The sequence below is a fragment of the Actinomadura sp. B10D3 genome, assembly GCF_039871695.1.
Taxonomy (GTDB): Bacteria; Actinomycetota; Actinomycetes; order Streptosporangiales; family Streptosporangiaceae; genus Spirillospora; species Spirillospora madurae.
Map to the genome: position 1 here is coordinate 166758 of NZ_JBDPLY010000015.1, position 23544 is coordinate 190301.

Here is a 23544-nt window from a genome sequence, read left to right on the forward strand (position 1 = left end):
GTTCTTGCCAGTCCTCCCACCAGGACTTTGGCACGTGACGACCAGGACCTTGGTCCCTGTCCACCGCGCGGACGGCAGCGGAGTCTTGAGGGGTGTGCAATGGAGGAACCGCAACGAACACCCGCATCGTCCCGCAAAACACGCCTGTGGAGCTCACGGTGCGGAGTGGGCATGATGGCACGGGCACGACACGTGTCACGGTCGCAGGGGAGCTGGACATCGCCACCGCAGCCGACTTCGGGATCGAGTTGGCCCGGCTGATCGACGACCGGGGGCCGAACGTCCTGATCGACGCATCGGCGCTGTCCTTCTGCGACGCGCGGGGCCTGGCCGCGATCACCGCCGCCGACGGGCTGGCGCGCCGCAAGGGCGGCGCCGTCACGCTCACCGGCGTCCGCCCGCAGCTCGCGAGGATCCTGCGCGCCGCACGCCTTGAGCGGCTGGCCCGTGCTCGCCCGGCGGCCCATCCGGCGGCCCACCCGTGGCGGCCCGCGCTGGGACGGCCTACCGCTGATCGGAGCCTTTGACCACACCGAGAGGGCACTCATGGAGCGCAACGCACCGGACCGCACCCTGACGATCGGCGGCCACCGGCTCCCGGTCGTCGGGCCCGCCCGGATGTACGTCTGCGGGATCACCCCGTACGCCGCGACCCATCTCGGGCACGCCCGCACCTTCGTCTGGTCCGACGTGGCCGCCCGCGTCCTGCGCCACGCGGGCGGCGACGTGCGCGTGTGCCGCAACGTCACCGACGTCGACGACGTCCTGAACCAGGCCGCGCACCGCGCCGGCAGCCCGTACGACAGCTTCGCCGCCGTCCAGCAGTTCTACTTCGAACGCGACCTGGACGCCCTCGGCGTCCACCCCGTCGACCACCAGCCGCGCGCGCACAACCACGTCATGGAGGTGGTCGCGCTCGCCCAGGGGCTCCTCGCGTCCGACCACGCCTACGTCCGCGACGGCGCGGTCTACTTCCGCGGCGCCGACGTGCCGCGGCGGGCCGGGCTCGACGCCGGCGAGGCGCATGTCCTCCTGGCCGAATACGGTGACGTGCCCGACGACCCCGCGAAGGAGCACCCGTTCGACGTCGCCGTCTGGCGGCCCTCGCGATCGGGTGAGCCCGCCTGGCCCGGCCCGTGGGGCACGGGACGCCCGGGCTGGCACGCCGAATGCACCGCGATGGCCATGACGATCTTCGGCCCGGCCCTGGACCTGCACTCCGGCGGCACCGACCTGCGTTTCCCGCACCACGCCTACGAGGCCGCCATGGCCGAGGCGCTGTCCGGCGTGCGCCCGTTCTCCCGGGCCTGGCTGCACGTGGGGATGGTCTGCCGGGACGGGGCCAAGATGGCCAAGTCCACCGGCAACCTGGTGCTGGTGTCCGACCTGCTCCAGGACCACGCGGCCTCGGCCGTCCGGCTCATGCTCCTCACCGAGCCGTGGGCGCGGGAGTGGGACCACGCGCCCGGCGACCTCGACCGTGCCGCGGCCGACCTGGACCGCCTCCATCACGCGGCCGGCCGCAGCCGTTCGTCCCCCGCGGCCGAGGCGGCGGTGACCCGGGCACTCCTGGACGACCTCGACGTGCGCACCGCGCTCGGCGTGGCGGAGCAGGAGGGCGGACGCACCGCACGGCACCTCATGCGGGTCCTGGCCCTCGGCTGAGCCCGCCCCGGCGCCGGCGGGCACCCGGGCGCCTAGGGGCGCGGGTGGTCGCCGCCGCCGATCTGGTCGACGGCGTGGGCCAGGACGCGGCCGAGAACGGCCATGCCGTCGCGGACGCCGCCGGTGGAGCCCGGCAGGTTGACGATGAGGGTCCGGCCCGCGACGCCGGCGAGGCCGCGCGACAGGATCGCGGCGGGGACCTTCTCGCGGCCCTCCAGCCGGATCGCCTCGGCGATGCCCGGTATCTCCCATTCGATGACCCGGCGGGTCATCTCGGGGGTCTCGTCGGTCGGCGTGAGGCCGGTCCCGCCGGACGTGACGACGACGTCGTAGCCCTGGGCGACCGCGTCCCGCAGGGCGTCGGCGACCGGCTCGCCGTCCGGGACGACGACCGGGCCGTCCACGCGGCAGCCGAGGTCCGACAGCATCTCGACCAGCACGGGCCCGGACCGGTCCTCGTACACACCCGCGGCGGCCCGGTTCGACACGGTGACCGCCATCGCCCTGATCACCGGCGCCACACCCCGGATTTGCCGCCGGTCTTCTCCTCGACCCGCACGCCGGTGATCACCGCGGCGGGGTCGACGGCCTTCACCATGTCGACCAGCGCGAGCGCGGCGACGCTGACGGAGGTGAGCGCCTCCATCTCGACGCCGGTGCGGTCGGCGGTGCGGGTGACGGCGCTGATCGCGACGCCGTCGTCCCGGATCTCCAGGTCGACGGTGACGCCGTGCAGCGCGATCGGGTGGCACAGCGGGACGAGGTCGGGGACGCGCTTGGCCCCCATGATCCCGGCGATGCGGGCGACCGACAGGGCGTCGCCCTTCGGGATGTCGCCCGCGCGCAGCAGGGCGACGCACTCGGCGGAGAGCCGGACGAAGCCCGTCGCCGTCGCCGTCCGCGCCGACACGTCCTTCGACGACACGTCGACCATGCGGGCCGCTCCCGTGTCGTCCAGGTGGGTGAACTCGGGACCCGTGCCACTCACGACGGCAACCTCATCACCTCGACGTGCGAACCGGCCGGCACGGCCTCCGCGTCCTCCGGCAGGACGATGAGCGCGTTCGCGGAGGAGAGGGAGGCGAGCTGGTGCGATCCCTGCGTCTCCGCGGGCGTGACGGCGTAGCCCTCTCCGTACGCCAGCCTGCCGCGCACGAAATGGCGGAGCCCGGCGGGCGAGGCGACGTCCTCGGTGAGGACGGCCCCCACGGTCGGGAGCGGTTCGGGTGGCAGCCCCTGCATGGCCAGCAGGGCGGGACGCACGAACACCTGGAACGACACGTACGCGCTCACCGGATTGCCCGGAAGCGTGAAGACGGGCGTGCCTTCGAGGAGGCCGAACCCCTGCGGCTTGCCGGGACGCATGCGCACCTTGTGGAAGTCCACCGTGCCCGTACCGGCGAGCACCTCCTTGACGACGTCCCTGGTGCCCATGGAGACGCCGCCGGTGGTGACGACGGCGTCGGCCCGCACGAGCTGGTCGTGGAGCATCTCCAGGACCTTGGCGGGCTCGTCCACGACCGTGGCCTGCCGGTAGCCCACCCCGCCCGCCTCGACCACGGCGGCGGTGAGCATGAAGCTGTTCGACTCCCAGATCTGGCCGGGCGCGAGCGACCCGCCGCCCGGCTCGCGCAGCTCGTCGCCCGTGGCGACGACCACGACGCGCGGCTTCGGGCGGACCGTCACCCGGGCCCGCCCCACCGCCGCGATCATGCCGATCTGGGGCGCGCTGAGCCGGGTGCCGGCGTCCGCGACGACCTGCCCGGCGACGACGTCCTCCCCCGCCCGGCGGATGTAGTTGCCGGACGGCGCGGCGCGCGAGATCCGGACGGTGGCGTTGCCGCCGTCCGTCCATTCGACGGGGACGACCGCGTCGGCGCCCGCCGGGAGCGGCGCGCCCGTCATGATCCGGGCGGTCAGCCCCGGCCGGATCGCCGCCACGCCCGTGTCGCCCGCGACGATGTCGCCGACGACGGGCAGCGCGACCGGCTCGGCCTCGGCGGCCGCCGCGATGTCGGCCGCCACGACGGCGTAGCCGTCCATCGCGGAGTTGTCGAACGGCGGCAGCGGCACCGGCGCGGTCACGGGCTCGGCGAGCACCGTGCCCTGCGCCTCCAGCAGCGCGAGGTCGAGCGGCGGCAGCGCCGTCACGCTGCCGAGGATCTCCGCCAGATGCTCGTCGACCGTTCTCATCTTCACGCCCCCAGTCTGGCGTGCCGTCACTGGTTCCCCGCGCCGCCCACGCCGTCCTGCTTCTGGACGAACTCGCGCAGCCACGGGAGGAACTCGGGCGCCAGGTCGGGGCGTTCCGCGGCGAACTGGACGACCGTCCGCAGGTACTCCAGCTTGTTGCCGGTGTCGTAGCGGCGGCCCCGGAACTTCACCCCGAAGACGCCTCCGCCCTGGTCGGCGGGCATGTCGGCGAGGGTGCGCAGCGCGTCGGTCAGCTGGATCTCGCCGCCGCGCCCCGGCGGGGTCTTCTCCAGGACGTCGAACACCGCGGGGTCGCAGACGTACCGGCCGATGATGATCCAGTTGCTCGGCGCCTCCTCGGCGGCGGGCTTCTCGACGAGGTCGGAGATGCGGACGACGTCGTCCTCGGAGGTCGCCTCGATGGCCGCGCAGCCGTACGCCGAGACCTGGTCGGGCTCGACCTCCATCAGCGCGATCACGCTGCCGCCGTACCGGGCGCGGACCTCGATCATCCGCCGCAGCAGCTTGTCGCGGGCGTCGATCATGTCGTCGCCGAGCAGCACCGCGAACGGCTCGTGGCCGACGTGCTGGCGGGCGCAGTGCACCGCGTGCCCGAGGCCCTTGGGCTCGCCCTGCCGGACGTAGTGCATGATCGCCAGGTCGCTGGACTCGTGCACGGCGTCCAGCCGCTCGTCGTCGCCCTTCGCCCGGAGCGCCTCTTCCAGCTCGTACGCCCGGTCGAAGTGGTCCTCGATGGACCGTTTGCTGCGTCCGGTGACCATGAGGACGTCGGAGAGCCCGGCGTCCACCGCCTCCTCGACGACGTACTGGATCGCCGGTTTGTCGACGATCGGCAGCATTTCCTTGGGAGTCGCCTTGGTCGCGGGCAAGAATCGGGTACCGAGGCCGGCCGCGGGGACGACCGCCTTGAGCACTGGTGCAGAGTCGGCCATGTACAGACCCTAGTCATCCGCGAGGACCTCAGCGTGCACGACATCGATTCGAAGAGCGGCCTGCGGGCCGAAGTGCTGGGCCGACGTGCGGCGATGCCGCCCGATCGGCGTGCTGCGGCGGCGCGGCCGATCCGCGACGCGCTGCTGCAGGTCCCGGAACTGGAGATGGCCGGGACCGTCGCGGCATACGTGTCGATCGGCACCGAACCGGACACGCGCAGCCTGCTGTTCGCGCTGTGGAAGCGCGGCACGTACGTACTGGTCCCCCGCCTGCTCCCGGACCACGATCTCGACTGGGCGTCCTACGAGGGGCCGGACTCGCTCGTCCCCGGGGCACGCGGGTGCCTGGAGCCGTCCGAGCCGCCGCGCGGTCCCGGGGCCGTGGCCAGCGCGGACGTCGTGCTGGTGCCCGCGGTGGCCGTCGACCGGACGGGCCTGCGGCTCGGGCGCGGCGGCGGCTCCTACGACCGGGCGCTGGCGCGGGTCGGCCCGGCGATCCTGACCGTGGCGCTCCTGTACGACGGCGAGCTGGTGCCGCGCCTTCCGGCCGAGCCGCACGACCAGCGCGTCCGGGCCGTGGTGACGCCGTCCGGGGGGCTGGCCCGGCTGCCGTGACCTGCTCGTAGAGTGAGGGAGGCAAGATCGCGGGCGGGGCCGCGGTCGCGGACGGCCTGACAGGAGGTTCGAGATGACGGCGCCCTGGCGGATCCTCTCCCTGCCCCCGATCGCGGAGGAGATCGTCCGAGGTCTGTTCGCCCCGCTGGGGGACGACGCCGAGGTGGTGTTCCCCGAGGCCAGGGAGCGCACCGCCCTCCTCGCCGCGCTCCCGGACGCCGACATCGTGATCGGCGACTTCACCGGCCGGCTGGCCCTGGACGCGGAGGCCGTGGCCGCGGCGCGCCGGGTGTCGTTCGTCCAGATGCCCGCCGTCGGGACCGACAGCATCGACGTCGGCGCGCTGGCCGCCGCGGGCGTGCCGGTGGCGAACGCGGCCGGCTTCAACGCGCGGGGGGTCGCCGAATGGGCGGTCGGCGCGGCGTTCGCGCTGTGCCGCAACCTGGCGTGGGGCGACCGGGCCGTGCGCGCGGGCGGGTGGCCGCAGATGGAGATGGCGGGGCGCCGGCCCCGCGAGATCCACGCGCAGCGCGTCGGCATCGTGGGGTACGGGGCGATCGGCGCCGAGGCGGCGCGGCTGTTCACCGCGCTGGGCTGCACCGTCTCGTACTGGACGAGGCGGAAGCGCGCCGAGGCCGTGGCCACGTACCGCGAGCTGGACGACCTCCTGGCGACGTCCGACATCCTCGTCCTGGCACTGCCGCTGACGGACGAGACCAGAGGGCTGATAGGCGCGGACCGTCTCGCCCTGCTGCCGGACAAGGCAATGCTGGTGAACGTGGGGCGCGGAGGGATCGCGCCGGACGACGCGGTCCTGGCCGCTCTGGACTCGGGACGCCTGGCTGGGGCGGCCCTGGACGTGTTCGACGAGGAACCGCTCCCGCAGGAGCATCCGCTGCGCTCCCACGAGGACGTCCTCCTGTCGCCGCACGCCGCCGGGGCGTCCGTGCAGTCCCAGCTCACCCTGGTCGCGATGGTGCAGGACAACGTCACCGCGGCCATCCAGGGACGAAACGTGCAGAACGTGGTCAACGGGGTAAAACCGCAGGTCAAACGCCGTTAGCCACGCTCCGCGACGCGCCATCCCTCAACCGTAAATATGCGATTTGCCGATGAATCTGTAGGATTCCTAAACGATCAACTTTGACGACCCCGAAGGGTGGGATGTGCACCTCGACATCTGGCTACTCCTCGGGGCCACGCTCGTACTCAGCGCCATCGTCGCGGTCAGGCTGTCCCACAAGGCGGGACTGCCGACCCTGCTGGCGTACATGGGCCTCGGCCTTTTCATCGGCGAGTCCGGCCCCCTCCACATCCAGTTCGACAACGCGGAGCTGGCCGAGACGCTCGGCTTCGCCGCCCTCGTCCTGATCCTGGCCGAAGGCGGCATCACCACCAGCTGGCGACACGTCCGGCACTCGGTGCCCGCCGCGGTCAGCGTGTCCACCCTCGGCACGCTCATCAGCATCGTGGTGGTGGCGCTCGCCGCCATGTGGCTCGTCGGCCTGGACTGGCAGCCCGCGTTCCTGCTGGCCGCGGTGCTCGCGCCGACCGACGCGGCGGCCGTGTTCTCGGTGCTGCGGCGGCTGCCGCTGCCGTCCCGGCTGACCGGCCTGCTGGAGGCCGAATCCGGCTTCAACGACGCGCCCGTCGTCATCATCGTGATCGCGCTCAGCGCCCACAGCGGCGCGCCCAACCTCGCCGAGCTGCTCGGCGTGATGGTGTACGAGCTGGTCGCGGGCGCCATCATGGGCGTCGCCATCGGCTGGCTGGGCGCGCAGGCGCTGCGCCGCATCGCGCTGCCCGCGTCGGGCCTCTACCCCATCGCCGTCATGTCGCTGGCGATCGTCGCCTACGGGGCCACCTCCCTGCTGCACGCGAGCGGGTTCCTCGCCGTCTACGTCAGCGCGCTCGTCCTCGGGAACGCGCGGCTCCCGCACCGCCCGGCGACCCGCGGCTTCGCCGAGGGCGTCGGCTGGCTCGCGCAGATCGGGCTGTTCGTGATGCTCGGCCTGCTGGCCGACCCCGGCGACCTTCCCGCGCAGATCCTGCCCGCGCTCGTGGTCGGCTTCGTGCTGCTGCTCATCGCCCGGCCGGTGTCGGTCGTGCTGTCCACGATCGGGTTCAAGCTGACGTGGGGCGAGAAGCTGTTCGCGTCCTGGGCCGGCCTGCGGGGCGCCGTCCCGATCGTCCTCGCCACCATCCCGATGGTGGCGGAGGTCGAGAACGCCGACCGGATCTTCGCGCTCGTCTTCAACATCGTCGTCGTGTTCACCGCCCTCCAGGGGCCGACGCTGCCGCTGGCGGCGCGCCTGTGCCGGCTCAAGAGCGACGAGCAGACCCGCGAGCTGGGCGTCGAGGCGGCGCCGCTGGAGGAACTGCACGCCGACCTGCTGGAGGTCCGGATCCCCGAGGACTCGCTGCTGAACGGCGTGGAGATCTTCGAGCTGCGGCTGCCTCCCGGCGCGTCGGTCACGCTCATCGTGCGGGGCGGGACGAGCTTCGTCCCCGAACCGTCCACGCCCTTGCAGGCGGGTGACACGCTCCTGGTCGTGACCACCGCCGCCGTGCGCGATACCACGGAGCGGCGGCTGCGCGCGGTCAGCCGTAAGGGCAGGCTGGCGGGCTGGTTCGGCGAGACGGGCGCCTGAACGAGCGCTCGGGCGGGGCGGGACGGCCGGGGAGCATCCCGGGGACGGCCAGGGAACATCCCGGGGACGAATCCTGTTCGAGACACCGGTACCATTAGCAGTCGTTCAGAGTGAGTGCCAGTCCGGTCTCGGCCGGGTTGCGTCAGCTAGGAGGAACCGTGCCGACGTATCAGTACGTTTGCACCGAGTGCGGCGAGCCTCTGGAGGTCGTGCAGAAGTTCAGCGACGACGCGCTGACCGAATGCCCGGCGTGCACCGGCAAGCTCCGCAAGGTCTTCTCCGCCGCGGGGATCATCTTCAAGGGGTCGGGCTTCTACCGCACCGACAGCCGCGGCTCCGGCACGCCGTCCTCGACCGCGGGGGCGTCCGCGAACGGCTCGTCCAACGGCTCCTCGGGAGGCGACTCCGCCAAGTCGGACTCGTCCTCGTCGTCCTCGTCGTCCTCCGACTCCTCGACGTCGTCGTCTGGAAGCGCCTCGTCCTCCAGCACGTCGTCCTCCTCCTCGTCCGAGAAGGTCGCCTGACCTTCCCGGTTCCCGTACGCCCACCGGGGGATCCCCGCGCGGATCCCCCGGCTTCCGTGGTGCTCTGACGCCGCCGCCTACAACTTCCGGTGTAGGCGGCGGCTTTTTTGTGACCCGAAGGGGGTAGCCGCGTTCCCTCCTCTCGCCGGAGGCGCGGAGAGGTGCGGTTTCGCGACCATTGAGGGGATGGGAGACGACCTGGGGGCCCGCACGGTTCTCTCCTCGCGATTTCGCGATAGTACTTGACATCTCTCGGGAGTCGAGAGACTCTACGGCAGACACGATATATCTCGTCTTTCGGACATCGCCCTGTGCACACAGGAGGAACCATGAGCGCACCCAGCCCGGCTCCCCCCAATTCCCGGTCACACCGCCTGGCCGGACTGATCGCCGGACGGCGCACCAAATGGGCCGTCCTCGCCCTGTGGATCGTCCTGCTGGCGGCCCTCGGCCCCCTCGCCGGCAAGCTCGGCGACGTCGAGGAGAACGACGCGGCGGCCTGGCTGCCGTCCGGCGCCGAATCGACCCAGGTCGTCGAGCTGGAGGAGCGGTTCCGCAAGGACGAGACGATGCTCGCCGTCGTCGTCTACGAGCGGTCCGGCGGCATCACCCCGGCGGACAAGGCGAAGGCCGCCTCGGACGCCGCCGCGTTCACGAAGCTGCCGGGCGCGCAGCAGGTGCAGGGCCCCTTCCCGTCCAAGGACGGCAAGGCCCTCCAGACGCTGGTGCCCCTGACGGACGTGGACCTGATCGCCGCGGTCGACGACGCGCGTGACCTCGCCGAGCGCGGGCCTCCCGGCCTGACCTCCCACGTCACCGGACCCGCGGGCGGTGGCGCCGACCAGTTCAAGGTCTTCGAGAGCCTCGACGGCTTCCTGCTCATGGCCGCCGGCCTCGTCGTCATCGTCCTGCTGCTCTTCATCTACCGCAGCCCCCTTCTCTGGTTCGTCCCAGTACTGAGCGCGGTCTTCGCCCTGGGGCTCGCCCAGTCGACGGTGTACCTGCTCGCCAAGTACGCGGACCTCACCGTCAACGGGCAGAGCGCCGGAATCCTGACCGTCCTCGTCTTCGGCGTCGCCACCGACTACGCGCTGCTGCTCGTCGCCCGCTACCGGGAGGAGCTGCACCGGCACGAGGACCGGCACGAGGCCATGGCCTACGCGCTGCACCGCGCCGCGCCCGCCATCATCGCCTCCGCCGCCACCGTCGCCGTCGGGCTGCTGTGCCTGCTGCTCGCCGAGATGAACTCCACCTCGGGCATGGGGCCCGTGGCCGCCGCGGGCGTCATCACCGCCCTCGCCGCCATGACGACCCTCCTGCCGGCCCTGCTCGTCATCTTCGGCCGCTGGCTGTTCTGGCCGCTGATCCCCCGGTACGACGAGAAGTACCTCAAGCCCGAGTCCTACGAGGCCGAGCACGGCGTGTGGAACCGCGTGGCCGGCCTGGTCGGCAGGCGCCCGCGCGTGATCTGGGCCGCGAGCATGCTCGGCCTCATCGTCCTCACGCTCGGCCTGACCTCGCTGAAGGCGGACGGCATCTCGGACGCGGGGCAGTTCACCGGCAAGCCCGACTCGGTGAAGGGCTCCGAGGTCGTCGCGCGCCACTACCCCGCCGGATCGGGCGCCCCGGCCGTCGTCATCGGCAAGGCCGCCGCCTCCGACCAGCTCGCGCAGGCCGTCCGCGGGACGCCGGGCGTCGCCGAGGTCGGCCCGCCGGCCACCGCGAACGGCCTGGTCAAGTACGAGGCGACGCTGAAGGACGCGGCCGACAGCGAGGCCGCGCGCGGCACCATCGACCGGCTGCGGACCGCGGCGCACGGCGTCCCGTCCGCGGACGCCAAGGTCGGCGGCATGACCGCGACCCAGCTCGACATCAAGCGCGCCTCCACCCGCGACAACAAGGTGATCATCCCGATCGTGCTGGCGGTGGTGTTCCTGATCCTCATCGCGCTGCTGCGCGCCGTCGTGGCGCCGCTGCTGATGATGGGCACCGTGGTGCTGTCGTTCCTCGCCTCGCTCGGAGCCTGCGCGGTGATCTTCGAGCACGCCTTCGGGTTCGAGGGGACCGACTCGGGCTTCCCGCTGCTGGCCTTCATCTTCCTGGTCGCGCTGGGCGTCGACTACAACATCTTCCTGATGCACCGCGTCCGGGAGGAGTCGCAGTCCCTCGGCACCCGCCGCGGCATCCAGCGGGGCCTCACCGTCACCGGCGGCGTGATCACCTCGGCCGGGCTGGTCCTCGCGGCCACGTTCGCCTCCATGGTCACGCTCCCGCTGACGTTCATGGTCGAGATGGGCTTCGCGGTGGCGTTCGGCGTCCTGCTCGACACGCTCGTCGTCCGGTCGCTGCTGCTGCCCGCCCTGTCGTACGACATCGGGCGGCGGATCTGGACGCCGGGACGGCTCGCCAAAGAGGCGCCCACGGCCGAGTCCCGGGTGCTCGATCCCGTCGGCTGACGCGCCGCTGACCCCCGGCTCCGGCCGGGACGGGGAAGGGGAGGGGGCCGGCTCCGCGCCGGACCCCTTCGCCGTCTCCCGGCCCGCCGCCGGCGGAGTTATCCACAATCGGCGGACGGGCTGCTGCGGGCGGCCCCCGGGTGGCTAGTGTCGGCGGCATGTCCACTCAGCCTTCCGCGTCCCAGCCCGCCGCCGAGATCGGGGTCATCGGCGGCTCCGGGTTCTACTCCTTCCTCGACGACATCGAGGAGGTGCGGGTCGACACCCCCTACGGCCCGCCGAGCGACCCCATCGCGATCGGCGAGCTCGCGGGCCGCCGCGTCGCGTTCGTCCCCCGGCACGGCCGCGACCACCGGTTCCCCCCGCACCGGATCCCCTACCGGGCCAACATGTGGGCCCTGCGCGCCCTCGGCATCCGGCAGGTGCTGGCACCGTGCGCGGTCGGGTCCCTCACCCCCGAGTACGGGCCCGGCACGCTCGCCGTCCCCGACCAGCTCGCCGACCGGACGTCCGGCCGCCCGCAGACCTACTACGACGAGGGCGCCGCCGTCCACGTCTCGTTCGCCGACCCGTACTGCCCGGCGGGCCGCCAAGCCGCCGTGGCGTCCGCGCAGGCGTCCGGGTGGGACCCGGTCGACCGCGGCACGCTCGTCGTCATCGAGGGCCCCCGGTTCTCCACCCGGGCCGAGTCGCAGTGGTTCGCGTCCCAGGGCTGGACGCTGATCGGGATGACCGGCCACCCGGAGGCCGTCCTCGCCCGCGAGCTGGCGCTCTGCTACACCTCCCTCTGCCTCGTCACCGACCTCGACGCGGGCATCGAGGAGGGCGAGGGCGTCACGATGGAGGAGGTGCTCCGCGTCTTCGGCGAGAACATCGACCGGCTCCGCGGCCTCGTCGCCGACGTGGTGAAGGCGCTGCCCGCCGAACGCTCCTGCCCCTGCCCCGACGTCCTGGACGGCATCAAGCTCCCGCTAGAACTGCCGTGAGCGTCCGCTCGGCCCGGCTGCGGCGACCGCTGGCGGCGCTGTTCGCCGCGGCCGCCGCCGGGCTGGCGCTGGTGGCGCTGCGTCCCGGGCCGCCGCCGTCCGTCCGGGTCCTCGGCGCCGCCCGCGACCTCCCCGCCGGGCGGGCGCTGACCGCGTCCGACCTGCGGCCGATCGCCCTGCCGCCGGATGCCGTCCCGGCCGGCGCCCTCCGCTCCGGCGGTGCGGGACGCGTCCTCGCCGGCCCCATGCGCGAGGGCGAGCCCCTCACCGACGCCCGCGTCGTCGGTGACGGGCTGCTGCGCGGCCAGGGGCCCGGCACGGTCGCCACACCGGTCCGGATGGCCGACGCGGGGGCCGTCCGGCTCCTGCGGCCCGGCGACCGCATCGACGTCCTGGCCGTCCCGCCGGGCTCCGCTCAGCCGGACGGCCCGCCACCGGACGCGTGGGGGCGCGAGGCCCGGGTCGTGGTGTCCGGCGTCCCGGTGGTCGCGGTTCCGAGACCGCGCGACCGCGGCGGCCAAGAAGGGGCCTTGGTGGTGCTGGCCACCGACAAGGCCCAGGCCGTGGCTCTCGCGGGTGCCGGCGCGCCCTTGGCCCTCACGATCACCGGGCACTGACGGCCGCGCCCGGCTTGGCGAATCCGCCACCCCTTCATTACGATCCGTAGCCGTTCCGGTGCCCCCACGGCACCCCCCGACCCCCTGGAGCACCCATGAGCGGGTTCAAGAAGTTCCTCATCCGCGGGAACCTGGTCGAGCTGGCCGTCGCGTTCGTCGTCGGAGCGGCGTTCGCGAGCCTGGTGAAGGACTTCGCGAACTCCTTCATCACCCCGCTGATCGCGCTGATCGGCGGCAAGCCCGACTACACCAAGCTGTCCGTCACGATCAACGGCACCGCGTTCCCCTACGGGATCTTCGTGACGTCCGCGATCGCGTTCTTCATCACGGCGGCGATCGTCTACTTCCTGGTCGTGCTGCCCACTACCAAGCTCATCGAGCGGATGGACCGCGGCAAGGAGGCCACCGAGCGCGGGTGCCCGCAGTGCCTCAGCGAGATCCCGATCAAGGCGCGCCGCTGCCGCTACTGCACCGCCGAGGTCGTCCCCGCCACCGAGATTCCCGCCTAGGAGTACTTCTCCGTTCCGAACTCCCAGTGCCAGGGCTCGAACGGGTTGCTGTAGGCCCACGACGGATGGATCCAGCCGTACTTCCCGGCCTGCGACTCCATCCAGTTGAACTGGACCGACCCTGACGTCTGCACCCCGCCGCACAGGTCGAGCGCCTGCCCCTTGCCGTGGTTGCTCGTCCCGGGAACGGCCGCGAAACCGGGGCGCCGCGCGTACACGGCATGCTGCTCCGACAGGCTCCGGTACGCGTCCGTCACGCACATGTCGCGCCCGAACCGGCGCTTGTAGGCCGTGTTCAGCTTGTAGAACGCGAGCGCCGCGTCCGCGCGCAGCTTGTGCCCGCCCTTCTGCGGCAGCGCGCACAGGTACTTCGCGGGGATGAGCCCGTTGGGGAACTTCTTGGCGTCCGCGGCGAGGCCCTTGTCGCAGCCGAGCTCCAGCCGCCGCTGCCGCGACACGTCGAGCTTGTCCAGCATCGTGTTGAGCTGCTTGGTCAGCTGCGCCGACTTGGTCTTCAGCCCGTCCACCTCCTGCTGGAGGCGGGTCTGCTCCACCGCGTTCTTCGACTGCAGCTCCTGCGCGGTGGAGGCCAGCCGCTGCCGCCGGTCCTGCAGCTCGTCGGCACGTTCCACGAGCTCCTGCTGCGACTTGGCGATCAGCGTCACGTCCGCCGTCGACCGCAGCGCCTGGCTCGGATCGCCGCCACCGAAGATCGCCATGGATCCGGCCGCGCCGCTCTGCTGGTAGGAGGTGTTCGCGAGCCTGGCGAGCGGCTGCCGGATCCGGTTCAGCTCCGCCTCGGCCCCGGCGAGATCCTTCAGCGTGGCGCGCAGCTTCTCCTGGGAGGCGGCGAGGTCCTTCTGCCGGCCTTCCATCGACTTCGTGGCCTTCTCCAGCTCGGCACGCGCCTTCGACGCCTCGCGCCGCAGCGACTCCAGTGAGTCGGCCCGGCCCGCGGCCGCGTGTGCGACGCCGTGCGGGAAGATCAGCGCCGTCACCAGGAAGACCGCGGTCAGCGCCGCCGACCGGGGGTTCGGCACGGTGGTATTCCTCCTGATGCCCGAATGCGGAACAGCGGCAGAACGCTACTACAGGTTCTACGATGACCTGTGCGTAACTGGTTCAGCGACCTCTGTGACCTTGCCGTTCACACCACCGGCGCATCCACCAGACGTCCTCCCACCCCGCCGGGCACGGCCGCCGCGCCCGCGGCGGCGTCGGCGAGGGCGTGGGCTTCGCCGTCCGCCGCGGCCGCACCGGCGGCGCCGGCGCCCGCTTCGGCGGCTTCGTCGCGACCTGCGGCTCCGACTCGGGCGGCACGTACGTCCCGAACGTCGGCTCCCCCTGCGTCGGCCGCACGTCCCCCGCGGGCGTCCCCGCCGTCTCCGGCCGCTCGCGCACCGGCTCGTCCCGCAGCCCGAACGCGACCACGGACGCCACCAGCACGGGCACCGCGAACACCGCCACGACGACGGCGACCCGCCTGCCACGAGAAGCGCCCGCCTCCACCTCGCCCTCGGCAGCAAGATCCTTGGGTTGCTCACGATGCCGTCCGGTCACGGCACCGAAGCGTACCGACCCAGCCCCCGCGGGGCCTAGAGTCCCGCACCCCATAAGAAGGAGCACTCAACCGTCCCCTTCCCCTACCCTGTAGGTGCCGTCCGCTACGCTCTACCCGCGAGCGACGACACGCCTCCGTAGCTCAGGGGATAGAGCACCGCTCTCCTAAAGCGGGTGTCGCAGGTTCGAATCCTGCCGGAGGCGCCCAGATCATCAGTGTTAATACGCCCTTGACCAGCGCTGACGTCGGCCGGGGGCTTCCTGCTCTGTGGGGTTGTGCACGGTCCGAATCGGTCTTGTGCGCATCTTGTCCTCGTCACCGGCGGCGATGTGCGACTTCAGTAGGTCAATGGGGAAGGCCTGAGCCGCTGACCCCGTCGCCTGGCGGCCCCTCACCGCGGAGCTGCTCGCACATGCCGGACGGGGCATGGTCGGCCACGTAGATCATCGGCCGCGTTGCTCAACGAACTGGTGATCGACGCCTACCACGACCTGCGCGACGCGCTGGCCCGCGCGGCCGCCGGCAGCACCCGCCACCGCCGTGCCGAGCAGCGGATGCGCGAGCTGGCCCACGCCTACCGCCAATGGGCGCGCGAGCATCCGCACCGATACGAACTGCTGTTCAAGCCGCCGTTCCCCGGCTACGACGCGCACGCCGAGCCGCTCGACGCGGTGCCGTCGGGTAGTCACCTGGCGAATTCACATGGCGCCAGTGACATCGATCCGGATCGTCCGACGAATTCACCCGCGTGTACAACGAGCGTTCAGCCGTCCCGTTCAGGTTGCGTTCCCACGCAGAAGTGACCCGGTTCTTCGACGGCACCGATCTGGTCGAGCCCGGCCTCGTCCAAGTGCATCGGTGGCGCACCAGCCCAGAGACTCCCGGATATGACGACGACCTGATCACTTACTGTGGTCTGGCGCGCAAGCGCTGATTCCACTGACCGCGCCCGTTCCAGGGAGGGTCGGCACGCCTTGGCCTTTCAGGCGGAATCTCCGGCTACCGCGGGCAGCGCGATACGGGACCACAGGCTGGTCGTCTCCTCGGGGAGGAGTTCGGCTTGCACGGTGAGCTCGGCGCGGACCAGCTCGTAGGAGTGGTCGCCGGGCCGCCAGGACGCTCCTGCGGACTCCTTCGCATCCAGAACGATGACGCGTTCGCCGTCGAGCATGAGAGTGTCGGCGGGTGTGCCGTCGAGGAAGACCGGGCCTCCCTCGTAATCCCCTAGGGACCACACCTCGGACAGCTCTCCGCTGCCGCAGGAGAAGGGCTGCCGCCGGCCGCTCTCGACCGCGACGCAGTCGGAGCAGAGGCGTTCGCCGTCGAGACCGCGGCCCTCGTCGCCGATGAGGGCGTCGGCGAGCAGGGTGTGCAGCTGGTAGTTGCTCCAGACACCGTCGAAGGCCACCCGGAACCCGCGTCCCGACCGGCGGTCCAGGACCAGGGCGCCGACCGCCGCGGTCATCCTGAGCAGCCCGTCGACCGGTTGGAACTCGCTCACGTTGCGGCGCAGCCGCGCGGCGGCGACCTGGAGGTCGATCAGCATGCCCTTGTCGGCGCGAACGGCCGCGCGGACATCGGCGCCGGTGAGCATGGTCTTGGCGGCCAGGCCGAGGCGGCGGGCCACACTGTGCCGTCCCCCGGGCTCCCGGACGGTATCGGTGGATCCGGCCCAGGAATGCAGCATCCGCATGACCTGCACGCCGGCCGTTCCGGCGGGCACTCCGCCCTCGACGAGCGCGCCCGCCAGGACGGCGAGGTCCGCGACCAGTTCGAGCTCGCCGTCCTCGGCCGACAGCAGTGGCGCGATCTCGTTCGAGAGGGCGGTGCGTTCCTCCAGCGGCACCTGCGGTGACAGCCGGAAGACCTGGCGCAGCAAGGACCGGAACGCACCGGTCTCTCCATCGGCCAGAGCCGTGAACATCTCTGCTGACTTGTCGGCAAATTCCGTACTCACCCGTGAATCCTGGCAGAGGCTGCGGACCTCTGCCTGCGGTACCGGCACGTCACCGAGATCCCATCTGAGTCGGCTATGAGGTGCCGGCGGCGATGGGTATCGAGTACACCCAACCGTGATGCGGGTCGCTCTGCCGGGCGCCGGGCTGGTGCGCGACGGCTATTCGGAGACGGCCTGGGAGTCGTGGACCTTCAGGGCGAACCATAGGTCGTAGCGTGCCGATGGGCCGTTCAACAGGGAGCGGCCGAGCAACGTCTCGACGCGGGTCAGCCGCTTTCGCGCACCGGGTACCGAGATGCCGAGTGCCGACGCGGCCGGTTCGATGCGCGCATTGTTGGCCAGCCATACGCGGAGTGTTCTCAGGTATGGCCTGGGTTCGTGTTCCATAAGTGGGGCAAGTTGCAAGTGGGCCCATTGGCGGATCACGGGATCGTCCAGTAGCGCGTCGAGGGGCAACTGGTCGCCGTCTCCTTCCGGGCCGTCGAGGATGCGCAGTGCCAGGTGAAGGCCTGCCTGCGTTTCCATGTCGCGGAGCGATCGTCCGAAGAGCCCTTCGATGTGCCGCAGCCGAGCGACCAGGGTGTTGCGGTGGATCTTCAACAGGCGCGCCGCGCCGCCGTCGAAGTCCAGCCATGCTCGGAGTGTCGCGGTCAGTTCGGGTGCGCCGGGATCTTGGGGGCGCTTGGGGCGGTAGGCGGAGAGCGGTTCGAGCGTCGCTTCCGCCCATTCGCGGGCGTGGGGACGCAATAGCGCGGCAAGGTCTCCACCCGGGCTGAATCGCGCGTAGCCCGTGCCCTGTCCGCGTGCCATCGCGAGCGCGTGAAACGCCTGTCCGTAGCCCGATGCCAGGTCGCGGAGCGCGACGATCTCGCTACCTCCGATACTGATGCCGTTCGATGGGCGGATGAAGTCCTGAAGAACCTCTTCCATCGGGTCGGCGCCATCCGTGGCCGGTGCGAGAACGATGATGTGACGTCTGTAGACAGGGCATTGGACGATCCATGCCCGGCCTTCCGACGTCTCCTCGCAATGGGCGACCAATACGCCACGCTCTTTCGGGGGGCTTTCGATCACATAAAGACGGACCTGATCCGCGAGGCTCGGCCCGATCGCGCCCGCGACGCGGCGGGCGCCCTGGACATTGCCCGTCATGAGCAGGTGGAGGACGGCCTCCCTGGTGTACACGTCCGCCTGGGTCGCTCGTCGCCCGCGGCGGGCGTCCTCCTCGGCGCGCCAGCACAAACCGACGAGCCGGGACGCGTCCGTTATCAAGGAGCGCGTGGGCGGGGGAAACGATCTGCCCCGCGTCACCACCAGGACGCCGGCGTTGTCCGGCGTACCGACCGGCTGGACGTTCACGACTCCTGAGGCGAGACTCGCCTCGGCCGCCCCGGCCGAGCCGCGCAGCACGAGTCGGATCTCGCCCCGCGCCTGGTCGAGGACGTCCTCCGGGAGTCCGGGAAAGGCGTGCCGTGGCGTGCCGGTGCGGTCGAGGAGCACGACGTGTCCGGCCACGCGTCGAGCCAACCAGCGCAGGAGGTGGTCGAGGCCGTTCGGATGCATCGCCTCCCGATGCATCTCCCGGTAGTCGTCGATGGCGCGCGCCCGGTCCTCCCTGATGACCGCCATGATCCGCGTCCACGCCTGGGTGGAGGGGATGCGCGTGACCAGGAGCGGTATGCCGGCACGGTCGGCCGACGCGGTCAACGCCCGGAGATCGGGTTCTCGGACGTCCCGGAGGGCGGGAGCCAGGACGACGCCCGCGGAACCCATGTCGCCGAGTCTTCGCACGGCGCCGTCGATCTCCTCGGGCGCCGACTCGGCGGACAGCGACAGGACGGGGAGGACCCGCCGGAGGACGCCGGGGGCGGGGTCGAACCGTACGGCCAGGTCGGCGCCCTCGACGAGGAGCGCCGACTCGACCTCCGACATTCCCCCGGCCTCCCCGGTGAGGAGGCGCAACCCCAGCTCGGGGTGTTCCAGGAGAGCGCCGAGCGTGGGCACCATGGAACCTCTTCCGCTCGCTCGTGGTCCGCACGGGACATGGTCCCGTGCGGACCGGTCTTACACGGGAGGCGCGAGGTAAGGGAAGCCCGGGCGCGGGACGCCCGCGGCGGAACCGGCGTCGATCCCGAGCGGCACGGCCTTGTTGAGCACCAGCGCGAACATCGTCTCCGGTGTGGGCTCGGTCAGCCCGCGACCGTTGCGGGCGGCGAAGCCGAAGTTCGCCGGCGTCCCGATCCGGTAGTGGAGGACGTCCGGGAAGATCGCGTCGACCACCCGCTGCGCGTGCGCCCGCGGATCGTCGGCCGTGCGCATCGCCGCGGCGGCCTTGGCGACCAGGTCGCTCACGAGCGGGCCGTAGATCAGCTTGTCCTCGGCCGGGTGGGTCGTGTTGTAGTCGCTGGCCCGCTGCGAGTCGTCCGGGTGGAAGATGGTGTTGACGAGCGGCTTCGCGCACCGGTTGATCTGGCGCCAGCCGCCGGCGTCGGTCGCGAGCGCGGTCGTCCCCCAGAAACCGATCTCGGCGCCGTCGAAGGCTCCGTCGGGAATTTCCAGGACCATGGTCCAGACGTTCGTGCCGGCGAACAGGTTGGCCGCCTGAGAGTCGTCGGCAGCGGCGAAATCGACCGGTGTGCCGTTCGCGACCGCTTCCTTGACGGCTCCGACGACGGCGCCGTTGATGTAGAACGGGTCCGCGGCCGGACCGGCCCAAACCTGCGCGCCATCCGTTCCGGTGACTTCCTGTCGTGTCCTGCCCTGGGCTATGAGCGTTCCGGCGCCGTTGCGGAAGCGCGCCGCGGCGCCGTCGACCTGGTGGACCTCGAAGGCCTGGTCGCCATCAGGGTCGCGTTGCGCGAAGGTGAAGACGTAGGTGCGGTCTTCGACCACGTCGCCATCCGTATCGATTCTGAATTCGTATCGAGCCTCCGGGTGAAATCCTCCATCGCCGGACAATGGATTCACGTTCATCACGAAGACGGTTCCCGTGCCGCCACGGAAGACGTACACGTCGGAGATGTCCAGACGTGGATCCTGCCGAGCGAGCGGCGAATCGAGATGGTGGGACACTAATGCTCCATCGCGGGGTGTCGGGGGCGTTCCTTCACAAAGCAGGCGGTCATGGTAGGACCGTCGCCGGGGATGCGCTAGAAACACTTCGCACAGCGAGGCGGGCGTCCGGTTTCGAAATGCTGAATCAGTCGCGCCATGATGATTTGGACCGATCCAGAGTGTTCGAAGGCGTTATGTAGCGTTATGCTCCCGGCGCATTCATACACGCGATCTCGCGCAGGAGCCCGTGATGACCCTCCGCCACGCCTTCCGCCTAGTGACCCCCCTGGACGAGGAGGCGCCCCGCCGCGCCGTGCGGCTCCGCGAGTTGGGCCTCCGCGAGGAGCCCGATCCGGAGTTCGACGAGTTCGCCCGTGAGTTGGCGCGATCGCTGAACGCCCCGTTCTCCATGGTCAACCTCATCGGCCCCGAGCGGCAGTACTTCGCAGGGTTGTACCCGTCCTCTCTCGACCGTGGCGTCGACCCGGCGACGGACCCGTTCCGGGCCATGGCATGCGACCACGGGTATTGCATGTACGTGGTGACGCGCCGCCATGCGATGGCCGTGAACGAGGTCAAGGATTTCCACCTCTTCGCCGGCAACCCGGTGGTGGACGAGATCGGCGTTCGCGCCTACCTTGGCGCCCCGCTGATCGACCAGTCCGGAACATTGGGCACGATCTGTGTCGTGGACACCGAACCCCACGACTGGGGCACGCAGGACGTTTCCTTCATCAAGGCCCGTGCGACCGAACTCGTGGAAAGGATCCACCGTCGGGCGCAACTGCAGAACGGGCACGGATATCCCCCCGGCGCCGCCTCCTAGAAACGATGCACGGGTCCGGTCGCAGGGCGCACGGGCCGCACCGCTCCGGTAACCGGCCACGGGGACAGGTCACATGCGTCGACGGCCGCGAATTGGGGGGCCTTCCGCACCGGTCACATCGTCACCAAGGACATCGATGCCCGAGAAGCTCATGTACTCCGCCCCTTCCGCAGGAACCGGAGACGGACGCCACCGCCGGCATACCGAGAACGGCGAGCACCGCCCGGTGAGTTTCCATTCGTCGCACCTCTACCTTTCCGTCGTCCCCGCGGTCCTCGTCGCCTGCCTGGGAGCGGCCGCGGTGGCGGTCCTGACCGTCCTCGCCCCCCTCTCCCGGGCGGCCGCGGCGACCATGGTCCTCGCCGCCGCCGGCGCGGTGGCCGTCGTGTGCGGCGCCGTCGTCGCGGCGGAGAGGGCGACACGGCGGGAGCACGAGGTCCTCGGGCGGTCGGCGTCCGAGAACGAGAACCTGCGGCGGCGGCTGGGCGAACTCGAAGCGGTGATCGCCCAGGGTCCGAGGGAGCAGGGCCCGAGGGAGCAGGGCCCGAGGGAGCAGGGCCCGAGGGAGCAGGGCCCGAGGGAGGTGCCGCCCGCGGCCCCCGCGCAGCGGCTGGAGATCTTCGTCAACCTCGCCCGGCGCATGCAGACGCTCTCCCACCGCGCGCTGCAGAAACTCGACGAGCTGGAGAACCGGGTCGAGGACCCGGACCTCCTCAAGGGCCTTTTCAAGGTCGACCACCTCAGCACGCGCCTGCGCCGCCAGGCCGAGAGCCTCGCCGTGATCGGCGGCACCGCGTCCAGGCGCCAATGGAGCAGGCCGGTGACGGTCTACGAGGTCCTGCGCTCGGCCGTCGCCGAGGTCGAGGACTACAACCGGGTCAAGATCATCCCGCCGGTCGAGGGGTCGCTGGACGGTGCCGCGGTGGCGAACCTCATCCATCTGTTCGCCGAGCTCGTGGAGAACGCCACCAAGTACTCGCCGCCGCACACCCGGGTCGTCCTCCGGGTGGAACCCGTGACGGCCGGCGTGGCGGTCGAGATCGAGGACCGCGGCCTCGGCATCCCGCGGGAGACCCAGCGGCGGCTGAACGACCTGCTCGCCGACCCGGAGCGGTTCGACGCCGACGAGCTGGTGCGCGACGGCCGTATCGGGCTGCTGGTGGTGTCGGCCCTCGCGCGCCGCCACAAGGTCGCCGTCAGGCTGCAGACCAACATGTTCGCCGGCACCCAGGCCGTGATCGTGATCCCGAACGAGCTGGTCGACCAGCCGGGTTCCCGGGCCGGTGCACGCCCGGCGGCGCCGCCGCCCGAACCCGCCGCGCCGGTCCCTCGGCCGACAGAGCCGGTAGAGGCACCAGTGCCTTCGTCCGCTCCCGGTCCTCTCGCAGATGACGGCCAGCGTCCGGAACTGCCGAGACGCCGCCCGCAGGCGAATCTGTCGCCCGAACTCGCCGATGCCCCGGCCCCACGGGACGACGCCGCGGACATCGGCCACAACCACCGGCTCATGGCCGCGTTCAAGCAAGGCATGCGCAGCGGCGAGGAGGCGGACTCGGCGGACCGGACCGGCGAGGCCGGTGCATAGCGCAGGAAACTCGGTGAGGAGCACCCCGTGAACTCTGTCTCTCCCAACCAGGCCTCGGATCTCGCCTGGCTGCTGCAAGGTCTGTCCCAGCAGGTCCCCCTCATCAGGGGCAGCGTGCTGCTGTCCTCCGACGGGATCACGAAGGCCGCCTACGGCCTCGACCGCGCCAACTCGGAATATCTCGCCGCGCTCGCTTCCGGGCTGTTCTCCATGGCGCGGTCCGCCGGCACGAAACTCGACGGGGGCAACAAGGTCCGCCAGGTCGTGGCCGAACTGGAGTCCAGCCAGCTGTTCATCTCCTGGGCCGGCTTCAACTCGGTTCTCGCCGTCCTGGCCAGGGCCGAGGCCGACCCGGCCGTCGTCGGGATGGAGATGGCCCGGCTGATCAAGGCGGTCCAGCCCTTCCTGGAAACGGCGGTGCGCCCGTCGTTCTCCGCCCCGGTCAACGAAAGCCGTCGAAATGGCAGCCGGTGATGAGGAGGTCTGGCTCGACGACGACGCCGGCCCGCTGATCCGTCCGTACACGGTCAACGAGGGCCGTACCCATCCGACCGTGCGGCTGGACATGCTCTCCCTGGTGGTCGCCACCGGCCGCCCCACTCCCGAGATGGACCCCGAGCACGTCAGAGTGCTGCGGCTCTGCCACACCCCCATATCCGTCACCGAAGTCGCCGCGCACGTACGCCTCCCCTTGGGCGTCACCAAGGTGCTCATCGCGGATCTCATCGACCGCGGGGCCATGTCGACCCGGGTCTCGTCCCCACTGTCAGGCGCCGAAGACCGGGCCCTACTGGAGGCATTGCTCGATGGTCTACAACGACTCTGACGTAGCGCCCGTACAGGTCAAGATCCTGATCGCGGGCGGTTTCGGCGCCGGAAAGACCACCTTCGTCGGCGCCGTTAGCGAGATCGATCCGCTCGACACCGAAGAGGTCATCACCACGGCCAGTGCGGGCGTCGACGACCTCGGCGGAAGGACGGACAAGTCCACGACCACCGTGGCCTTCGACTTCGGCCGCATCACCTTTCCTCAGCACGACATCGTGCTCTACCTGTTCGGCACGCCCGGGCAGGAGCGCTTCTGGTTCATGTGGGACGAGCTGTCCGCCGGAGCCCTGGGCGCCATCGTCGTGGCCGACGCGGGACGCCTGGCCGACGGTTTCTCGGTCATCGACTTCTTCGAGAGCCGGGGCATCAAGTTCCTCGTCGCGGTGAACGAGTTCGACGGCGGATACCGCTACACGCCGGAAGAGGTACGTCTCGCCCTAGGAGTCTGCTGAACAATCCTGTGGATTCTCCCAGCCGGGCGGTGCCCGGCTGGGAGAATTTTGGTGTGCAGGGTGAGAGCCGGATCGATCGTGAGTTGTTGGACGCGGCGGCGTTGGTGGGGCA

Annotated in this window: 25 protein-coding genes, 1 tRNA gene and 1 pseudogene; 18 read left to right on the forward strand and 9 right to left on the reverse strand. The window is 71.2% G+C overall.

Annotated elements, in window-relative coordinates; all coding sequences use genetic code 11:
- Positions 1 to 158: 158 nt before the first annotated feature.
- Positions 159 to 527 (forward strand): STAS domain-containing protein, encoded by a 369-nt coding sequence (locus ABGB11_RS23105; protein ID WP_347635957.1) that lies wholly within the window; start codon positions 159 to 161, stop codon positions 525 to 527.
- 19 nt (positions 528 to 546) lie between these two features.
- Positions 547 to 1665: a class I tRNA ligase family protein gene (locus tag ABGB11_RS23110; protein WP_347635958.1), complete on the forward strand. Its 1119-nt coding sequence runs from the start codon at positions 547 to 549 to the stop codon at positions 1663 to 1665.
- Between the two features lie 32 nt (positions 1666 to 1697).
- Here the strand turns inward: ABGB11_RS23110 and ABGB11_RS23115 are convergent, their stop codons facing one another.
- From ABGB11_RS23115 to galU, 4 genes are read right to left on the reverse strand one after another with little or no spacing between them, the layout of a single operon-like run.
- Positions 1698 to 2165 carry a MogA/MoaB family molybdenum cofactor biosynthesis protein gene (locus ABGB11_RS23115; RefSeq protein WP_347635999.1) on the reverse strand — a complete coding sequence of 156 codons (468 nt, stop codon included), beginning with the start codon at positions 2163 to 2165 and terminating at the stop codon, positions 1698 to 1700.
- Positions 2166 to 2173: 8 nt separating this feature from the next.
- Positions 2174 to 2599 (reverse strand): cyclic pyranopterin monophosphate synthase MoaC, encoded by a 426-nt coding sequence (gene moaC / locus ABGB11_RS23120; protein WP_347636000.1) that lies wholly within the window; start codon positions 2597 to 2599, stop codon positions 2174 to 2176.
- A 50-nt stretch (positions 2600 to 2649) separates the two neighbouring features.
- A complete protein-coding gene (gene glp, locus ABGB11_RS23125) occupies positions 2650 to 3858 on the reverse strand; it encodes a gephyrin-like molybdotransferase Glp (RefSeq protein WP_347636001.1) in 1209 nt (402 codons plus the stop codon).
- A 26-nt stretch (positions 3859 to 3884) separates the two neighbouring features.
- Positions 3885 to 4811 carry a UTP--glucose-1-phosphate uridylyltransferase GalU gene (gene galU / locus ABGB11_RS23130; RefSeq protein ID WP_347635959.1) on the reverse strand — a complete coding sequence of 309 codons (927 nt, stop codon included), beginning with the start codon at positions 4809 to 4811 and terminating at the stop codon, positions 3885 to 3887.
- Between the two features lie 33 nt (positions 4812 to 4844).
- Here galU and ABGB11_RS23135 point away from each other — a divergent pair, with 33 nt between their 5' ends.
- The 8 genes from ABGB11_RS23135 (at position 4845) to mscL (ending at position 13169) form a co-directional block, all read left to right on the forward strand.
- Positions 4845 to 5426 (forward strand): 5-formyltetrahydrofolate cyclo-ligase, encoded by a 582-nt coding sequence (locus ABGB11_RS23135; RefSeq protein ID WP_347635961.1) that lies wholly within the window; start codon positions 4845 to 4847, stop codon positions 5424 to 5426.
- A gap of 73 nt (positions 5427 to 5499) precedes the next feature.
- Positions 5500 to 6489, forward strand: coding sequence for an NAD(P)-dependent oxidoreductase (locus tag ABGB11_RS23140; protein ID WP_347635962.1), 990 nt, complete (start codon positions 5500 to 5502; stop codon positions 6487 to 6489).
- Between the two features lie 103 nt (positions 6490 to 6592).
- Positions 6593 to 8077, forward strand: a complete 1485-nt coding sequence (locus tag ABGB11_RS23145; RefSeq protein ID WP_347635964.1) for a potassium/proton antiporter — start codon at positions 6593 to 6595, stop codon at positions 8075 to 8077.
- A gap of 158 nt (positions 8078 to 8235) precedes the next feature.
- Positions 8236 to 8601: an FmdB family zinc ribbon protein gene (locus ABGB11_RS23150; protein ID WP_347635965.1), complete on the forward strand. Its 366-nt coding sequence runs from the start codon at positions 8236 to 8238 to the stop codon at positions 8599 to 8601.
- Positions 8602 to 8930: 329 nt separating this feature from the next.
- Entirely contained in the window at positions 8931 to 11057 is a 2127-nt protein-coding gene (locus tag ABGB11_RS23155) for an MMPL family transporter (protein ID WP_347635967.1), read from the forward strand.
- 158 nt (positions 11058 to 11215) lie between these two features.
- Entirely contained in the window at positions 11216 to 12043 is an 828-nt protein-coding gene (locus tag ABGB11_RS23160) for an S-methyl-5'-thioadenosine phosphorylase (RefSeq protein WP_347635969.1), read from the forward strand.
- Entirely contained in the window at positions 12040 to 12660 is a 621-nt protein-coding gene (locus tag ABGB11_RS23165; RefSeq protein WP_347635970.1) for an SAF domain-containing protein, read from the forward strand. Before ABGB11_RS23160 ends, ABGB11_RS23165 begins: the two co-directional genes overlap by 4 nt.
- Before the next feature lie 95 nt (positions 12661 to 12755).
- Complete coding sequence (gene mscL / locus ABGB11_RS23170) at positions 12756 to 13169, forward strand: large conductance mechanosensitive channel protein MscL (protein ID WP_347635972.1); 414 nt, start codon at positions 12756 to 12758, stop codon at positions 13167 to 13169.
- On the opposite strand, the gene ABGB11_RS23175 is transcribed toward mscL, so the two are convergent.
- Both ABGB11_RS23175 and ABGB11_RS23180 read right to left on the reverse strand, forming a co-directional pair.
- Complete coding sequence (locus ABGB11_RS23175; RefSeq protein WP_347635973.1) at positions 13166 to 14209, reverse strand: D-alanyl-D-alanine carboxypeptidase family protein; 1044 nt, start codon at positions 14207 to 14209, stop codon at positions 13166 to 13168. The two genes, mscL and ABGB11_RS23175, sit on opposite strands and share 4 nt — an antisense overlap.
- An 82-nt stretch (positions 14210 to 14291) precedes the next feature.
- Positions 14292 to 14729 carry a hypothetical protein gene (locus ABGB11_RS23180; RefSeq protein WP_347635975.1) on the reverse strand — a complete coding sequence of 146 codons (438 nt, stop codon included), beginning with the start codon at positions 14727 to 14729 and terminating at the stop codon, positions 14292 to 14294.
- A gap of 131 nt (positions 14730 to 14860) precedes the next feature.
- On the opposite strand from ABGB11_RS23180, the gene ABGB11_RS23185 reads away from it, so the two are divergent.
- From ABGB11_RS23185 to ABGB11_RS23195, 3 genes are all read left to right on the forward strand, one after another.
- Positions 14861 to 14933, forward strand: a tRNA-Arg gene (locus tag ABGB11_RS23185).
- A 252-nt stretch (positions 14934 to 15185) separates the two neighbouring features.
- Entirely contained in the window at positions 15186 to 15533 is a 348-nt protein-coding gene (locus ABGB11_RS23190) for a TetR-like C-terminal domain-containing protein (RefSeq protein ID WP_347635976.1), read from the forward strand.
- Complete coding sequence (locus tag ABGB11_RS23195) at positions 15530 to 15664, forward strand: SAM-dependent methyltransferase (protein WP_347635978.1); 135 nt, start codon at positions 15530 to 15532, stop codon at positions 15662 to 15664. The genes ABGB11_RS23190 and ABGB11_RS23195 overlap by 4 nt, the downstream gene beginning before the upstream one ends.
- A gap of 48 nt (positions 15665 to 15712) precedes the next feature.
- On the opposite strand, the gene ABGB11_RS23200 is transcribed toward ABGB11_RS23195, so the two are convergent.
- The 3 genes from ABGB11_RS23200 to ABGB11_RS23210 all read right to left on the reverse strand — a co-directional run bounded on the left by ABGB11_RS23200 (position 15713) and on the right by ABGB11_RS23210 (position 19759).
- Positions 15713 to 16687 carry a hypothetical protein gene (locus ABGB11_RS23200; protein ID WP_347635979.1) on the reverse strand — a complete coding sequence of 325 codons (975 nt, stop codon included), beginning with the start codon at positions 16685 to 16687 and terminating at the stop codon, positions 15713 to 15715.
- A 159-nt stretch (positions 16688 to 16846) separates the two neighbouring features.
- On the reverse strand, positions 16847 to 18694 hold the full coding sequence (locus tag ABGB11_RS23205; protein ID WP_347635980.1) for a helix-turn-helix domain-containing protein: 1848 nt from the start codon (positions 18692 to 18694) through the stop codon (positions 16847 to 16849).
- Between the two features lie 57 nt (positions 18695 to 18751).
- Positions 18752 to 19759 carry a DUF4331 family protein gene (locus tag ABGB11_RS23210; protein ID WP_347635982.1) on the reverse strand — a complete coding sequence of 336 codons (1008 nt, stop codon included), beginning with the start codon at positions 19757 to 19759 and terminating at the stop codon, positions 18752 to 18754.
- 232 nt (positions 19760 to 19991) lie between these two features.
- Between ABGB11_RS23210 and ABGB11_RS23215 the strand changes: the two genes are divergently transcribed.
- The 5 genes and pseudogenes from ABGB11_RS23215 to ABGB11_RS23235 all read left to right on the forward strand — a co-directional run.
- Positions 19992 to 20567, forward strand: a complete 576-nt coding sequence (locus tag ABGB11_RS23215) for a GAF domain-containing protein (protein ID WP_347635983.1) — start codon at positions 19992 to 19994, stop codon at positions 20565 to 20567.
- 226 nt (positions 20568 to 20793) lie between these two features.
- The gene (locus ABGB11_RS23220; protein ID WP_347635985.1) at positions 20794 to 22152 is read left to right on the forward strand and encodes an ATP-binding protein; all 1359 of its coding nucleotides are present in this window, start codon (positions 20794 to 20796) and stop codon (positions 22150 to 22152) included.
- A gap of 27 nt (positions 22153 to 22179) precedes the next feature.
- On the forward strand, positions 22180 to 22626 hold the full coding sequence (locus ABGB11_RS23225) for a roadblock/LC7 domain-containing protein (RefSeq protein ID WP_347635986.1): 447 nt from the start codon (positions 22180 to 22182) through the stop codon (positions 22624 to 22626).
- Complete coding sequence (locus ABGB11_RS23230) at positions 22613 to 22978, forward strand: DUF742 domain-containing protein (RefSeq protein WP_347635987.1); 366 nt, start codon at positions 22613 to 22615, stop codon at positions 22976 to 22978. Before ABGB11_RS23225 ends, ABGB11_RS23230 begins: the two co-directional genes overlap by 14 nt.
- A pseudogene (locus tag ABGB11_RS23235) lies at positions 22959 to 23426 on the forward strand (ATP/GTP-binding protein); the annotation flags it as partial. The gene ABGB11_RS23230 and the pseudogene ABGB11_RS23235, both read left to right, overlap by 20 nt.
- Positions 23427 to 23544: the final 118 nt, after the last annotated feature.